This is a genomic window from Aquifex pyrophilus, assembly GCF_054656935.1.
Window position 1 is genome coordinate 23,673 of record NZ_BAAHXJ010000003.1, and the last position, 12,619, is coordinate 36,291.

At 47.1% G+C, this 12,619-nt stretch carries 18 protein-coding genes and 1 pseudogene; 10 read left to right on the forward strand and 9 right to left on the reverse strand.

Annotation, left to right across the window (positions count from 1 at the left end; all coding sequences use genetic code 11):
* Positions 1-6 precede the first annotated feature (6 nt).
* The 3 genes from ACYQZ0_RS00635 to ACYQZ0_RS00645 are packed head-to-tail and all read right to left on the reverse strand — an operon-like array spanning position 7 to position 2,142.
* Positions 7-429, reverse strand: a complete 423-nt coding sequence (locus ACYQZ0_RS00635) for a DUF4149 domain-containing protein (RefSeq protein WP_459774443.1) — start codon at positions 427-429, stop codon at positions 7-9.
* A 2-nt stretch (positions 430-431) separates the two neighbouring features.
* Positions 432-1,661 (reverse strand): threonine synthase, encoded by a 1,230-nt coding sequence (gene thrC, locus ACYQZ0_RS00640; RefSeq protein WP_459774444.1) that lies wholly within the window; start codon positions 1,659-1,661, stop codon positions 432-434.
* Positions 1,662-1,710: 49 nt separating this feature from the next.
* Positions 1,711-2,142 (reverse strand): EamA family transporter, encoded by a 432-nt coding sequence (locus ACYQZ0_RS00645; protein ID WP_459774445.1) that lies wholly within the window; start codon positions 2,140-2,142, stop codon positions 1,711-1,713.
* A gap of 33 nt (positions 2,143-2,175) precedes the next feature.
* On the opposite strand from ACYQZ0_RS00645, the gene ACYQZ0_RS00650 reads away from it, so the two are divergent.
* Positions 2,176-3,597 carry an MATE family efflux transporter gene (locus ACYQZ0_RS00650; RefSeq protein WP_459774446.1) on the forward strand — a complete coding sequence of 474 codons (1,422 nt, stop codon included), beginning with the start codon at positions 2,176-2,178 and terminating at the stop codon, positions 3,595-3,597.
* Here ACYQZ0_RS00650 and ACYQZ0_RS00655 read toward each other — a convergent pair.
* From ACYQZ0_RS00655 to ffh, 6 genes and pseudogenes are all read right to left on the reverse strand, one after another.
* Positions 3,583-4,227: pseudogene (locus ACYQZ0_RS00655) on the reverse strand (sulfite exporter TauE/SafE family protein); the annotation flags it as partial. The gene ACYQZ0_RS00650 and the pseudogene ACYQZ0_RS00655 sit on opposite strands and share 15 nt — an antisense overlap.
* Positions 4,227-4,670, reverse strand: coding sequence for a hypothetical protein (locus ACYQZ0_RS00660; protein ID WP_459774447.1), 444 nt, complete (start codon positions 4,668-4,670; stop codon positions 4,227-4,229). The pseudogene ACYQZ0_RS00655 and the gene ACYQZ0_RS00660, both read right to left, overlap by 1 nt.
* Before the next feature lie 3 nt (positions 4,671-4,673).
* Positions 4,674-5,072 carry a DUF4149 domain-containing protein gene (locus ACYQZ0_RS00665; protein WP_459774448.1) on the reverse strand — a complete coding sequence of 133 codons (399 nt, stop codon included), beginning with the start codon at positions 5,070-5,072 and terminating at the stop codon, positions 4,674-4,676.
* Between the two features lie 33 nt (positions 5,073-5,105).
* Entirely contained in the window at positions 5,106-5,345 is a 240-nt protein-coding gene (locus tag ACYQZ0_RS00670; protein ID WP_459774449.1) for a KH domain-containing protein, read from the reverse strand.
* Positions 5,342-5,680 carry a 30S ribosomal protein S16 gene (gene rpsP / locus ACYQZ0_RS00675; RefSeq protein WP_459774450.1) on the reverse strand — a complete coding sequence of 113 codons (339 nt, stop codon included), beginning with the start codon at positions 5,678-5,680 and terminating at the stop codon, positions 5,342-5,344. Before rpsP ends, ACYQZ0_RS00670 begins: the two co-directional genes overlap by 4 nt.
* A gap of 57 nt (positions 5,681-5,737) precedes the next feature.
* Positions 5,738-7,069 carry a signal recognition particle protein gene (ffh, locus tag ACYQZ0_RS00680; protein ID WP_459774451.1) on the reverse strand — a complete coding sequence of 444 codons (1,332 nt, stop codon included), beginning with the start codon at positions 7,067-7,069 and terminating at the stop codon, positions 5,738-5,740.
* A 64-nt stretch (positions 7,070-7,133) separates the two neighbouring features.
* On the opposite strand from ffh, the gene secY reads away from it, so the two are divergent.
* The 9 genes from secY to ACYQZ0_RS00725 are packed head-to-tail and all read left to right on the forward strand — an operon-like array spanning position 7,134 to position 12,615.
* Positions 7,134-8,423: a preprotein translocase subunit SecY gene (gene secY / locus ACYQZ0_RS00685; protein WP_459774452.1), complete on the forward strand. Its 1,290-nt coding sequence runs from the start codon at positions 7,134-7,136 to the stop codon at positions 8,421-8,423.
* Positions 8,424-8,426: 3 nt separating this feature from the next.
* Complete coding sequence (locus ACYQZ0_RS00690) at positions 8,427-9,047, forward strand: adenylate kinase (protein ID WP_459774453.1); 621 nt, start codon at positions 8,427-8,429, stop codon at positions 9,045-9,047.
* Entirely contained in the window at positions 9,037-9,813 is a 777-nt protein-coding gene (map, locus tag ACYQZ0_RS00695) for a type I methionyl aminopeptidase (protein ID WP_459774454.1), read from the forward strand. Before ACYQZ0_RS00690 ends, map begins: the two co-directional genes overlap by 11 nt.
* A gap of 1 nt (position 9,814) precedes the next feature.
* On the forward strand, positions 9,815-10,057 hold the full coding sequence (gene infA, locus ACYQZ0_RS00700) for a translation initiation factor IF-1 (RefSeq protein ID WP_459774455.1): 243 nt from the start codon (positions 9,815-9,817) through the stop codon (positions 10,055-10,057).
* A gap of 57 nt (positions 10,058-10,114) precedes the next feature.
* Positions 10,115-10,228 (forward strand): 50S ribosomal protein L36, encoded by a 114-nt coding sequence (rpmJ, locus tag ACYQZ0_RS00705; protein WP_459774456.1) that lies wholly within the window; start codon positions 10,115-10,117, stop codon positions 10,226-10,228.
* A gap of 12 nt (positions 10,229-10,240) precedes the next feature.
* On the forward strand, positions 10,241-10,624 hold the full coding sequence (rpsM, locus tag ACYQZ0_RS00710) for a 30S ribosomal protein S13 (RefSeq protein ID WP_459774458.1): 384 nt from the start codon (positions 10,241-10,243) through the stop codon (positions 10,622-10,624).
* Positions 10,625-10,638: 14 nt separating this feature from the next.
* A complete protein-coding gene (gene rpsK, locus ACYQZ0_RS00715; RefSeq protein ID WP_459774460.1) occupies positions 10,639-11,013 on the forward strand; it encodes a 30S ribosomal protein S11 in 375 nt (124 codons plus the stop codon).
* Complete coding sequence (gene rpsD, locus ACYQZ0_RS00720) at positions 11,014-11,649, forward strand: 30S ribosomal protein S4 (RefSeq protein ID WP_459774462.1); 636 nt, start codon at positions 11,014-11,016, stop codon at positions 11,647-11,649. It begins immediately after the preceding gene.
* A 12-nt stretch (positions 11,650-11,661) separates the two neighbouring features.
* The gene (locus ACYQZ0_RS00725) at positions 11,662-12,615 is read left to right on the forward strand and encodes a DNA-directed RNA polymerase subunit alpha (RefSeq protein ID WP_459774464.1); all 954 of its coding nucleotides are present in this window, start codon (positions 11,662-11,664) and stop codon (positions 12,613-12,615) included.
* Positions 12,616-12,619: the final 4 nt, after the last annotated feature.

The window sequence follows — 12,619 nt, forward strand, 5'->3', positions numbered from 1 at the left end:
AGAGAATTATAAACCCAACCTTATCCTTACACCCATGTAAACAAGCAGGAGGCTCAAAATGAGGTTAATTATCCCGAGCCACTTGGCTATCTTTCTGTGCTTTTCCGAGTATAAGGCCTTCTTTCCCGCCCAGAGGTCGTGGAAAAGGGAGACGATTACGACGATAAAGAATAAAAAGAGCTTTTCGTATATGCTTCTTCTAAAACCTCCGTGTAATAAGTAAGCATTTACTAAACCAGTTATCAAAAGTAAAAGAAGGGATAGGAACGTTCCGTAAAGGGAAAACCTCTTCCCGACTTCCTGGAAGGCCTCATTCCTTATCTGGGGCTTATCCTTGAGGTAAGGGGCTACAACGAGGGAGAGGAAAAGCATACCGCCGACCCAGAAGGTCGCAAGAACAACGTGAAGAAAGAGAAAAAGCTCTTTCATAACTACACCCTCGCTAAAACCTTTTCTTTAAAGTCCTTAAGTGTGGGCTTTATCCTTACGGGGGCTTTGAGCTTTCCTTCAAGGACTTCCATAGTCTTGTAGCCGTTTCCCGTTATGTAAACGACCACCGTCTCCTCCGGAGATATCATTCCCTTCTCTACGTATTTTTTGAGAACCGCTATCGTCGTTCCCCCGGCGGTTTCTGTGAATATGCCCTCTGTCTCCGCAAGGAGCTTAATGCCCTCTATGATTTCCTCGTCCGTTGCGGTTTCCCACGCTCCGTTGCTCTCTTTGGCAACCTGGAGTGCGTATATCCCGTCTGCAGGGTTTCCGATGGCTATGGATTTCGCTATCGTATTTGGCTTTACTGGTTTTATAAAGTCCCTGCCTTCCCTCCAGGCCTGGGCTATTGGGGAGCATCCTTCAGCCTGTGCCCCGTACATCCTCGTTCTCACTTCGTCTATGAGGCCAACCTTCTTGAGCTCGTTAAAGCCCTTCCATATCTTCGTGTAGAGGGAGCCAGAAGCTGCGGGAGCAACAACAACGTCGGGAGCCCTCCAGCCGAGCTGTTCCGCAACCTCAAAGGCAAGGGTCTTTGAACCTTCAGCGTAGTAAGGTCTTATGTTTATGTTTACGAATGCCCACCCCAGGTCGTTCGCTATCTCCGAACAGAGCCTGTTAACGTCATCGTAATTCCCCTCAACCGCTACAACCGTCGGATTAAATACGAGTGAGCCAATTATCTTCTGGGATTCAAGGTTTGCGGGAATGAAAACGAAGCAATTCATGCCCGCCTGAGCGGAGTGAGCTGCCACGGAGTTTGCGAGGTTTCCCGTAGAGGCACAGGCCGCTGTATCAAATCCGAACTCCTTTGCCTTTGAAAGGGCAACCGAGACAACTCTATCCTTAAAAGAGAGGGTTGGATGATTAACGCTGTCGTCCTTTATATAAAGGTTCTTCAGACCGAGAACCTCCCCCAGCTTTTCCGCCCTCTTCAGGGGAGTAAAACCTGCGGTCAATCCCACTGTCGGGTTTTCAACGGGAAGAAGGTCAACGTATCTCCATAGGCTCTTTGGTCCCTTCTCAATCTTCTCCCTTGAGATATTTCGCTTTATCTCATCGTAATCGTATACAACTTCAAGGGGTCCGAAGCAGAACTCACATACGTGTATGGGTTCCGCGGGATACTCCCTTCCGCACTCTCTGCATTTTAGTCCCTTTACCTTTGCCATTTACCTCCTCCGAAAGGCTTTGAGGAATTCAATATAATTTATTCTATTTCTACTTCGCGGTTGTTAAAAGAATTATACCGCTCACAACAAGGAGCGTTCCCAGAAGCTTTACAAGGGAAAAGCTCTCACCGAGAAAGATTACCGCAAAGAGAACGGAAAATAACGGGGAGCTGGAGGCTATGGGGGCAACGATTGAGACCTCCCCCACCTTCACAGCCTTGTAATAAACGAGGAGTCCCAAAAATCCCGAAACGAAACCCCCGAGAGCTACCGTCAGAACTTCCTTGTATGGGTAGGAAAAGGGATTTTCCCTCAAGAGAAGGAGTAAAATCAATGCAAAGATTGTTGCGGTAAGGTTGTGTATAAAGATACCCGCAAGGGGTGGGATATCTCCCTTTAGTCCGAGCTTGAAAAGTATAGGTGCACTTCCCCATATTAACGCGGAAAGGAGAGCGTACATCACAGCCTTTAAGTTTTCCATTGCCTTTATTTTAGTTAAAATTAAAAAGTTTCCATGCAGAGAATTATCGTCAGCCCCGATGAGCCCTTTACGAGCATTGTAAAAAAGGTAATAAAGCTTTCGGTTCCCATAATAGTCGTTAACCTCCTCTACACGATTGAGAATATGATATCAATGGTTCTCGTCTCTTCCATATCTCCGTCGGCAGTTGCCGCAACGGGATTCTCTCTCTCACTCCTCTGGTTCGTTTACTCTTTTATGGCCATATCCTACTCGGGTACGAATATACTGATAGCCCAGTTTGTGGGAGCGAAAAAAAACCCTTCCCCCGTTCTAATAAACGGCCTTCTCCTCTCCTTTCTCATATCCCTTCCCCTCTTCTTCTACGGGAGGGAGCTCGTTCTTCAGCTTATGGAACTGCTCGGAGCGAGCAAGACGGTAAGAGAACTCGCAGGGGAATATCTGAAACCGATTTTCTGGTTCATACCGATAGGTTTCCTAACTAACACCTTTTACGGAGCTTATAACGGTGCGGGAGATACGAAAACACCCATGAAGGTTGCCATACTTATGAACATAACCCACATACTCACCGCATACACCTTAATAAACGGAAAGTTCGGTTTTCCCGCTCTCGGAGTTCAGGGAGCGGGCTGGGGTATAGCTGTCTCGGAAACCCTCGCCTTTTTCATATACAGTTTTCTTTTACTCTTTTATAAGAAGCCCTTTCCCATTAAGCCGGAATACGAACCGGGAATTCTCCTCAGAATGATTAGGCTCGGAACACCGACCGCCCTTGAGAGGGCTATCACAACCCTTTCCTTTAACGTGTTTGTCGGATTTCTCGCAAAGTTCGGGGATAAAGTTCTCGCGGCTCACCAGATAGGCTTGAGGGTTGAGAGCATATCCTTTATGGTGGGTTTCGGTGTTATGGTTGCGAGCACAACCCTTGCGGGCCAGAACTTCGGTGCAAAGAACTACAGGGGTATGGTTCACGCGGTAAGGGTTGCCGCGAACTTCACAGCACTCGTTATGAGCATCCTCGGGCTTATTCTCTTCCTTTTTCCCCACATCTTCGTTTATCCCTTCAGCAGGGATAATGAAGTTATAGAGTGGGCTTCCTACTACCTCAGGATAGTTGCTATATCCCAGCCCGCGATGGCATACGCAGCCATATTCTCAGGAGCCTTAAAGGGAATGGGAAGAACTACCATTCCCCTTATCGTTAACATATCCTCCTTCTGGATTTTCCGAATTATCCCCTCTTACTTCACCCTCAAGGTAATTCACTCTCCACTCGTTCCCTGGGGATACATGACCTTTGAGACCTTCGTTAGGGCTGTTTTTTACTACCTAATGTTTAAAAGGGAGACCGAGAAACTCTTCAAAACCGCTGAAGGTGAGAAACACACCGAGGAGGAGTATGCTGAGGGCGATAAACCGCTTAAGGAAGGGAGCACTCACGTATCGCGATAAAAGGAGACCCGAAAAAACACCGAGGGGAACGGAAAGGAAGGCGGGAATTATAAGCTCCGCATTCCAGTAATCAGAGCCGTAAAAAGTATAAAAGAATATCCTCATTAGGACATTGGTTCCGAAGAAGAAGGTAAGGGTTGCCTTGAACCTCTCTATATCCTTGCAGACCTGGTTCAGGTAAACGACCGGAGGAGGTCCACCCATCCCTATTAATCCCGCAAATATACCGCTCAGGAAACCGGCAACGAATCCGTTAAATGGCGAAGGTTTTAAAGAGAACCTCAGCTTTTTGCTCTGAACGAGGTAATCGTAAAAGCCGAGGAACAGAATGAACAAACCTATTAAGACTTTAAGGGCTTCTTTGTTTATCAGGATTAACAGCTTTGAGCTTATGGCTATGCCGAAAAAGGAACCGAGAATAAGGGGATAAAGCAAGGAAAAAGCGGGCCTTCTTTTCAGAAAAAGGAACATAAAGATTATTCCGAGGAGATTAACAACCGTTGAGGAGACTATTACCTCCTTCGGGTCGTATATGAGGGATAGTATTCCGACTATGAATATACCCGCACCGAAACCCGTGAAGGCCTGAAAAAACCACCCGGCTGTGTAAACGATAAGGGGAAGAAACATTAAGACCTGAAAATCATTCTCTTTATAAGTTTAAGTATTCCTCCCTTCTTCTCCTTGAGTTCAAGCCTTATCCTCTCAAGTATCTTTGATATCTTACTGCTCAGCTGTGAAAGCTCGTGCTTGTCGTTGAGGTCTTCCCTCTCAAGATACTCCTTAAGAACGCCATTTAAGGTCTCAAAAAAGAGGGCATACCTTTCAAGGAGCTTTTCGTTGTCGTATTTAATCTCCTTGCTTATCTCAACGATAGCCTCGTTTATGCCCTCAACAACGTCCTTAAACTGCTCCTGTTTAACCTCCTGGTCGGGAATCTGGAAGAGGAGCATCGTTATGGTTGACTTTAGCTTTAGCTTAAACTCCGTAAGCTTTGTATTAAAGGGCTCAGTCTCGTTTATGTTTTTTGCGAACTCTATCACCATTGAACGAACCGTATCCTTTGCACTCATACTTTACCTCTTTAGTATTAGTATAACGATTTTCACAAAAGTGAGGAGAAGTATGAGGAGATTTATGAGCATGGATATGCCGTGATACTTCATAAAGAGATTGTAATCCGTTTGTTTAAGGCTGTGCATTGTGGGAACTATGTAAAACTCCTCAAGGAAAAGGAGGAGCAAATTTGCGAGGGCTAAGGCGGTAAAAAGCTTACCGAAGCTGTATCCGATAATCAGGGAAATTAAAACTAAGAGAATTCCTATACCGAAATAAACGGGGAAAACCTTCTCTACTACCGCACCCGCCTGCTGACGCTCAAGAACCCTGAAAAGGGTGGGAGCTACATAAAAACTGAAAAAACTACCTAATCCGAGGAAAAAAGAAAGTAAAGAAATAACTAATTTCTCTTTCATAATTAAAGGGGGAAGCCCCAGAGAGGGGCTTTATTACTCAAGTATCTCCAGAACCACCCTCTTTCCTATCTTTCTTCCTATTGCTGTGAGGATGGTTCTGAGGGCTCTTGCGATTCTGCCCTGCTTACCTATCACCTTTCCGAGCTCAGCGGGGTCAACCCTGAGCTCAATTACAACAGTCTTCTCTCCCTCAATCTCAGTAACCCTTACCTTATCCTTGTTGTCCACAAGCTCTTTTGCGGTTATTTCCACGATGTCCTTAAGTGCGCTCATGCCGCTTCACCTCCTTTGGATTTTTTGGATTTACGCTTTTCAAAAACGTAGTAATCACCTACCCTTTTCATCTCGTAATCTTCGGGAACGACCTCCTTTAGTATACCATGGTTCCATAAAATAGCTTTTGCTCTATGAGAAAGCTCAACACCTTTTAAAACCCACTCCTTTACCTTCTCGGGGTAAACGTTGATTAAGACCTTCCTCTTGGGGTCATAGGTTCCAAGGATATCAAGATATCTTCCCTCTCTTGGGGACTTCGCGTCCATCACAACAATCCTGTATATGGGGTGGTGCCTTCTCCCGAACTTAGCGAGTCTAATCCTTACCGCCAATTCCCATTACCTCCGTTTTCAGAACTCGGAAGGAATATTGTATCACAAAAAAATTTTTTAGAACCTGAAACCTCCGAAGGGGAATTTGGGCATCTTCGGCATATGGGGAATTCCGCCGGCCTTTTGGAGCTTCTTCATCATCTTCTTCATCTCCTCGTAACGCTTCAAGAGTTTGTTCACGTCCGAAACCGTTGTCCCGCTACCCTTCGCTATTCTCTTCTTCCTGCTCATGTTTATGATTTTGGGATTTCTCCTCTCCTCGGGAGTCATGGAGTTTATAATCGCCTCAATCTTCTTAAACTGCTTCTCGTCAACCTTTATATGCTTCAACTGGGGAGCAACACCCGGAATCATTGAGAGGAGCTTATCAAGGGGTCCCATCTGTTGAATCATTCTGAGCATGTCTCTTAGGTCCTCAAGGTCAAACTCCCCCGTCATTACCTTCGTCGCCATTACCTGAGCCTTATCCTCTGTTATTACCTCCTGTGCCCTCTCAACGAGGCTCTGGATATCTCCGAGTCCGAGAATTCTCTGGGCTATCCTGTCGGGATAGAAGGGCTCTAAATCCTCTATCTTCTCCCCTACACCTATGAACTTTATGGGAACTCCGAGGACTTCCTTTACCGAGAGGGCTACACCTCCCCTCGCGTCGCCGTCCATCTTCGTGAGTATCACACCCGTGAGTCCTAACCTTTCGTGGAAGGTCTTTGCGGTCTCAAGGGCGGTCTGACCCTGCATGGCGTCCGCAACGTAAATAATCTCCGAGGGATTCGTCACACTCTTAATCTCCTCAAGCTCCGTCATAAGTTCCTCGTCAACGTGAAGCCTTCCCGCGGTATCAAGGAGCAGGTAATCAACCCCTTCTTCCTTCGCCTTTGATACCGCCCTTTTAGCTATGTCAACAGCACTAAGACCTTCCTCAAATCCATAGTAGGGAACACCAACCCTTTCCGCAAGTCTCTCAAGCTGGAGCATAGCCGCGGGTCTTCTCACGTCCGTTGAAGAAACCGCAACCTTCTTTCCTTCCTTCTTCAAAAGGTTTGCGAGCTTTCCTATGGTCGTAGTCTTACCCGTTCCCTGAAGACCTACGAATAAAACCGTTCCCTCTTTAAGCTCTTCCCTTTCCCCTCCCAGTATGTTTACAAGCTCCTCATATACGGTCTTTATAACGAACTCCGCAGGGCTTAAGTTCTTGGGAACCTCCCTTCCCACAACCTTTTCCCTTATCCTCTTTACGAAGTTCTTAGCAACCTCGTAATCAACATCCGCCTCAAGGAGTGCGAGCCTTATCTCCCTTAAGGTCTGGTTTACGTTTTTCTCGGTTATCTTTCTCGCCTTCGTGAGCTTATCAAGGGCTCCGCTAAACTTTTCCGTTAAGAGTTCCAGCATAAAGATTAAAATATCTCTCCGCTTGTCCCTTTTTCAAGAGAAGCCTATTATAAAATCTTTTTACATGTCGGAATACCTGAAGGCCATTTTTGAGTTAAAAGAGCTAAGGGACAAGTTCATATTTACTCTCCTTATGTTCGCCATTTACAGGCTCGGAAGCCACATACCCATTCCCGGGATAAATCCCGACGCCCTTCAGGACTTTCTTAAATCCCTTGAGGGGTCCATATTTGCCCTTTACGACATATTCTCTGGGGGAAACTTGAGCAGGCTCACGGTTTTCGCCCTCGGCGTTATGCCCTACATATCCGCCTCCATAATGATGCAACTCCTCACGGTAGCCATTCCCCACCTCCAAAGACTCGCAAAGGAAGAGGGAGACTACGGAAGGTATAAGATAAACGAGTACACCCGATACCTAACACTCTTCGTCGCGATTGTCCAGTCCATAGGTATAGTCCTCTGGGTGAGGGGACAGGTATCCCCAAAGGGAATTCCCGTTGTTGAAAATCCGGGCATAGGATTCATTCTCATAGCGGTTTTAACCCTCGTTACAGGAACGATGTTTCTCGTCTGGATTGCGGACCGAATAACCGAGAGGGGAATAGGAAACGGTGCTTCTCTCATAATCTTTGCGGGAATAGTTGCGGGATTTCCGAATGCCTTAATTCAGTTCTGGGAAAAGGTAAAAACGGGGGACGTGGGACCCCTTACACTTCTCCTGATAGTCGCCCTCGTTATAGGGATAATAGTGGGAATAGTTTACGTTCAGGAGGCGGAAAGAAGGATACCCATACAATACCCCGGAAGGCAGGTCGGAAGACAGCTATACGCGGGAAGAAGGACATACCTCCCCATTAAGATTAACCCCGCCGGTGTTATACCCATAATCTTTGCCCAGGCTCTCCTTCTCATTCCCTCAACCATTCTCAACGTTATAGAGAACCCCTTCGTTAAGGTGTTTGCGGATATGTTCGCGCCCGGCTCAATCTTTTATAACTTCCTTTACGTTGTCTTTATAGTGTTCTTCACTTACTTTTACACCGCTGTTCTCATAAACCCCGTTGAGGTTGCCGAAAACCTCCACAAAGCGGGTGCATTCATACCAGGCGTTAGACCAGGTCAGGACACGGTTAAATACCTTGAGAGAATAATAAACAGGCTTGTCTTCTTCGGAGCACTCTTTCTTTCGGTAATAGCCCTCATTCCCATACTCGTGAGCGTGTGGCTGAACATTCCCTTTTACTTCGGAGGGACTACTGCTCTGATAGTCGTCGGTGTGGCCCTTGATACCTTCAGGCAGATAGAGACCTATCTGATACAGAAAAAGTATAAAAGCTACGTAAGGAGGTAAGGAATGATACTCGTATTCTTGGGCCCTCCCGGTGCGGGGAAGGGAACCCAGGCAAAGAAACTCGCGGAGGAGAAGGGTTTTGTCCATATATCAACGGGAGACCTTCTCAGGGAAGCGGTTCAGAAGGGAACGCCCCTCGGCAGGAAGGCAAAGGAGTATATGGACAGGGGGGAGCTCGTTCCCGACGAGCTCATAATAGCCCTCATAGAGGAAGTTTTCCCCCAGCACGGGAAGGTTATATTTGACGGATTTCCGAGAACCGTTGCACAGGCAAAGGCCCTTGACGAGATGCTCCAAAAAAGGGGACTTAAGGTTGAATACGTCTTTCTCTTTGACGTCCCCGACGAGGTCGTAATAGAAAGGCTTTCGGGAAGGAGGATAGACCCGAAAACCGGAAAGGTTTACCATATTAAATACAACCCTCCGCCTCCCGGCGTTGAGGTCATCCAGAGGGAGGACGATAAACCCGAGGTAATAAAAAAGAGACTGGAGGTTTACAGGAAGCAGACAGCTCCCCTCATTGAATATTACGAGAGGAAAAATATATTAAAGAAACTGGACGCTACCAAGCCCATAGATGAGGTTTATAAGGAAATCTTAGAGGTTATAGGAAATGGCAATTGAGCTTTACTCAAACAGGGAGATTGAGAAGATAAAGAGGGCGGCAAAGGTTGTTGCTGAGGTCCTTCATATAGTTGCGGAAAACGTGAAGCCCGGGGTCTCAACCTGGGATCTTGAGATGATAGCGAGGGAGGAGACTAAGAAAAGGGGAGCAAAGCCCGCCTTTTTAGGTTATAAACCTCCCTTTTCGGACGTCAGCTATCCTGCCGCCCTTTGTATATCCGTAAACGATGAGGTTGTTCACGGGCTTCCGAAGAAGGAGAAGGTAATAAAAGAGGGGGACGTGGTAAGCATAGACTTCGGGGCTATACTTGATGGGTATGCGGGAGACTCCGCGATAACGGTAATAGCGGGAAAGGGCTCACCCGAAGCAGAAAAGCTCCTCAAGGCAACAAAGGAAGCCCTTTACAACGCAATAGAGAAGGCAATTCCCGGGAAAAAGGTGGGAGATATAACGAGGGCGATACAGGAAACGGCTGAAAGATACGGATTTAAGACGATACAGCGATACGGGGGGCATGGAGTGGGAAGAAGGGTTCACGAAGAGCCTTTCATTCCTAACAATTTAAAGGACGTCGGGAAGAAAAACCCGAGGCTTAGGCAGGGAATGGTTATAGCCATTGAGCCTATGCTTTCCCTCGGTACAGAGGAAACCGTTGAGGACGGGGACGGATGGACCGTAAAGACAAAGGACGGAAGTCTTGCCGCTCACTTTGAACACACGGTCGCTATAACGAAAAAAGGGCCTATAATTTTAACGGAGTTGTAAGATGGGTAAGAAGAAGAGAAAGCAGGAGCACGAAAAGGAGAGGGGCATAGTTCTGGAAGGTGAGGTGGTTGAAGCCCTTCCTAATGGTATGTTCAGGGTTAAGCTTGATACGGGGCAGGAAGTTCTTGCCCACATAGCGGGCAAGCTCAGGGTCAACTTCATAAGGATACTGCCTGGAGACAGGGTGAAAGTTGAGCTCTCCCCTTACGACCTCACGAGGGGAAGGATAATCTACAGGCTCTGAACTTGCAATTTACAAAGAGTTAGGTTAAACTAAAGTATTCCGACTCGGAGGTAGCTTATGAAGGTAAGGTCTTCCGTAAGAAAAAGGTGTGCTAAGTGTAAGATTATAAGGAGAAAAGGAAGGGTTATGGTTATATGTGAGATACCCAGCCACAAGCAGAGACAGGGATAACGGAGGTAAGAGATGGCGAGAATAGCGGGCGTTGACCTTCCCAACCACAAGAAGCTTGAGGTAGCCCTTACCTACATATACGGTATAGGATGGTCAAGGGCAAGGGAGATATGCGAAAAGACGGGTATTCCCTGCACGAAGAGGGTAGGAGACCTGACCCCTGACGAGCTAAACACACTCAGAAAGTTCATAGACGAGAACTACAAGGTTGAGGGTGATTTGAGAAGGGAGGTTCAGCTGAACATTAAGAAGCTCAGGGATATGGGATGTTACAGGGGAATAAGGCACGCGAGAGGACTCCCCGTAAGGGGACAGCAGACGAGAACAAACGCGAGAACGAGAAAGGGTAAGAGAAGAACCGTCGGAGGAACCACGAGAAAGGGTAAGGCCAAGTAAGGGAGGTAGGTAAAATGGCGAAGAAGAAGAAGCAAAAGAGACAGGTAACAAAGGGAATAGTTCACATATACACAACCTTTAACAACACCATAGTGAACGTTACCGATATGCAGGGAAATACTATAGCTTGGGCAAGCGGTGGGACCGTAGGGTTTAAGGGAACGAGGAAGTCAACACCCTACGCTGCACAACTCGCAGCCCAGAAGGCGATGAAGATGGCAAAGGAACACGGACTCCAGGAAGTTGAGATATGGGTAAAGGGACCCGGCGCGGGAAGGGAGTCCGCGGTAAGGGCGGTTTTCGCCTCGGGCGTTAAGGTTACCGCGATAAGGGACGTTACTCCCATTCCCCACAACGGTTGCAGACCCCCTGCGAGGAGGAGAGTGTAAATGGGTAGGTATATAGGACCTTGGGTAAAACTTGACAGAAGGTTCGGAGTTGTAGTTTCGGGCAAGAAATCCGCTCCCAAGATTCTCGCAAAGAGGAATTATCCCCCTGGACAGCACGGAAGGAAGTACGGAAGAAGGAAGAAGCTTACCGAGTACGGACTCCGCCTTATGGAAAAGCAGAAGCTCAAGTTCCTATACGGAGGACTGAGGGAAAAGCAGTTCAAGAGATACTTTGATATGGCTTCAAAGTCAAAGGAAAACACGGGAGAGATGCTTCTCCAATACCTTGAGAGGAGGCTTGATAACGTAGTTTACAGGCTGGGATTCGCATCAACGAGGAGGCAGGCAAGACAGCTCGTAGCCCACGGGCACGTCCTCGTAAACGGAAAGAAGGTAAACATCCCCTCCTACCTCGTTGAGCCCGGTGACGTTATTGAGATTAAGGAAAAGTCAAGGGATATTCCCTTCATAAAGGAAAACCTTGAAAACGTTGACCCCCGTTCAATACCCTCCTGGCTTGAGCTTGATAAGGACAACTTCAGGGGAAGGGTGATAAGGCTTCCCGAAAACGTTCAGGAGTATCTGGAGATACCCGTAAACCTCCAGTACATAATTGAGTTCTACTCTAAGGTATAACGGAGGGCTTGTATGCTTAACGAGTTTGTATATCCCAATAAAATATTCTGGGAGGAGTTATCGGATACCTACGGAAGGCTCGTTGTTGAACCCCTTGAGAGGGGATTCGGAACTACCGTTGGAAACTCCCTTAGGAGGGTTCTCCTCTCCTCCATTACGGGAACCGCGATAACCGCGGTAAAGGTAGAGGGAATTTACCACGAGTTTTCCGCAATTGAGGGCGTTCAGGAGGACGCTATAGAGCTCATAGCGAACCTCAAAAAGGTTAAGTTCGTTATGAAAGGTGAGAGCGACGTTGAGATTCTCTACATACAGAAAAAGGGAGAGGGTGAGGTGAAGGCCTCTGATATAAAAGCTCCCCCGAGTGTTGAGATACTGAACCCCGACCAGTATATAGCCACGATAACGGACCCCAACAAGGAGTTAAACATTGAGATAAGGCTTGAGAGGGGAAGGGGATACGTTCCCACGGAGGAAATGGAAACGATAGGGGAAGTGGGATGGATTCTCGTTGATGCGGATTTCTCTCCCGTAAAAAAGGTTGGTTTCAGGATAGAAAACGTCCGTGTCGGTAAGAAATCAACCTACGAAAGGTTGATTATGGAGATATTCACAAACGGCGTTAAGTCCCCGAGCGACTCCCTTAAAGAGGCCCTTGAGATACTCAAGAAACATTACGAGCTCCTTGAGAACGTTTCCGAGAAGAAGCCCGTTGTGGAACAGAAAGTCGTTTCCGATGAACTCACCGAGAAGCTCTCCCTCTCCATTGAGGAGCTTGATATATCCCAGAGGGCTCTTAACTCCCTCAAGAGGATAGGTATAAACACGATTGGTGACCTCGTTAAGATGACCGAAGAAGAGCTTAAAAACACTAAGAATATAGGTAGGAAAGCTCTCGCTGAGATAAAGGAAGCCCTTGAGAAGATGGGCTTGCATCTCGGAATGAATATTGACGTTCAGAGGTAGGTGA

What these genes read in the sequence shown, in the direction of transcription:
- ACYQZ0_RS00635 (WP_459774443.1), bottom strand. Translation starts at nt 429, where the DNA reads ATGAAAGAGCTTTTTCTCTTTCTTCACGTTGTTCTTGCGACCTTCTGG.
- thrC (WP_459774444.1), bottom strand. Translation starts at nt 1,661, where the DNA reads ATGGCAAAGGTAAAGGGACTAAAATGCAGAGAGTGCGGAAGGGAGTAT.
- ACYQZ0_RS00645 (WP_459774445.1), bottom strand. Translation starts at nt 2,142, where the DNA reads ATGGAAAACTTAAAGGCTGTGATGTACGCTCTCCTTTCCGCGTTAATA.
- ACYQZ0_RS00650 (WP_459774446.1), top strand. Translation starts at nt 2,176, where the DNA reads ATGCAGAGAATTATCGTCAGCCCCGATGAGCCCTTTACGAGCATTGTA.
- ACYQZ0_RS00660 (WP_459774447.1), bottom strand. Translation starts at nt 4,670, where the DNA reads ATGAGTGCAAAGGATACGGTTCGTTCAATGGTGATAGAGTTCGCAAAA.
- ACYQZ0_RS00665 (WP_459774448.1), bottom strand. Translation starts at nt 5,072, where the DNA reads ATGAAAGAGAAATTAGTTATTTCTTTACTTTCTTTTTTCCTCGGATTA.
- ACYQZ0_RS00670 (WP_459774449.1), bottom strand. Translation starts at nt 5,345, where the DNA reads ATGAGCGCACTTAAGGACATCGTGGAAATAACCGCAAAAGAGCTTGTG.
- ffh (WP_459774451.1), bottom strand. Translation starts at nt 7,069, where the DNA reads ATGCTGGAACTCTTAACGGAAAAGTTTAGCGGAGCCCTTGATAAGCTC.
- secY (WP_459774452.1), top strand. Translation starts at nt 7,134, where the DNA reads ATGTCGGAATACCTGAAGGCCATTTTTGAGTTAAAAGAGCTAAGGGAC.
- ACYQZ0_RS00690 (WP_459774453.1), top strand. Translation starts at nt 8,427, where the DNA reads ATGATACTCGTATTCTTGGGCCCTCCCGGTGCGGGGAAGGGAACCCAG.
- map (WP_459774454.1), top strand. Translation starts at nt 9,037, where the DNA reads ATGGCAATTGAGCTTTACTCAAACAGGGAGATTGAGAAGATAAAGAGG.
- infA (WP_459774455.1), top strand. Translation starts at nt 9,815, where the DNA reads ATGGGTAAGAAGAAGAGAAAGCAGGAGCACGAAAAGGAGAGGGGCATA.
- rpmJ (WP_459774456.1), top strand. Translation starts at nt 10,115, where the DNA reads ATGAAGGTAAGGTCTTCCGTAAGAAAAAGGTGTGCTAAGTGTAAGATT.
- rpsM (WP_459774458.1), top strand. Translation starts at nt 10,241, where the DNA reads ATGGCGAGAATAGCGGGCGTTGACCTTCCCAACCACAAGAAGCTTGAG.
- rpsK (WP_459774460.1), top strand. Translation starts at nt 10,639, where the DNA reads ATGGCGAAGAAGAAGAAGCAAAAGAGACAGGTAACAAAGGGAATAGTT.
- rpsD (WP_459774462.1), top strand. Translation starts at nt 11,014, where the DNA reads ATGGGTAGGTATATAGGACCTTGGGTAAAACTTGACAGAAGGTTCGGA.
- ACYQZ0_RS00725 (WP_459774464.1), top strand. Translation starts at nt 11,662, where the DNA reads ATGCTTAACGAGTTTGTATATCCCAATAAAATATTCTGGGAGGAGTTA.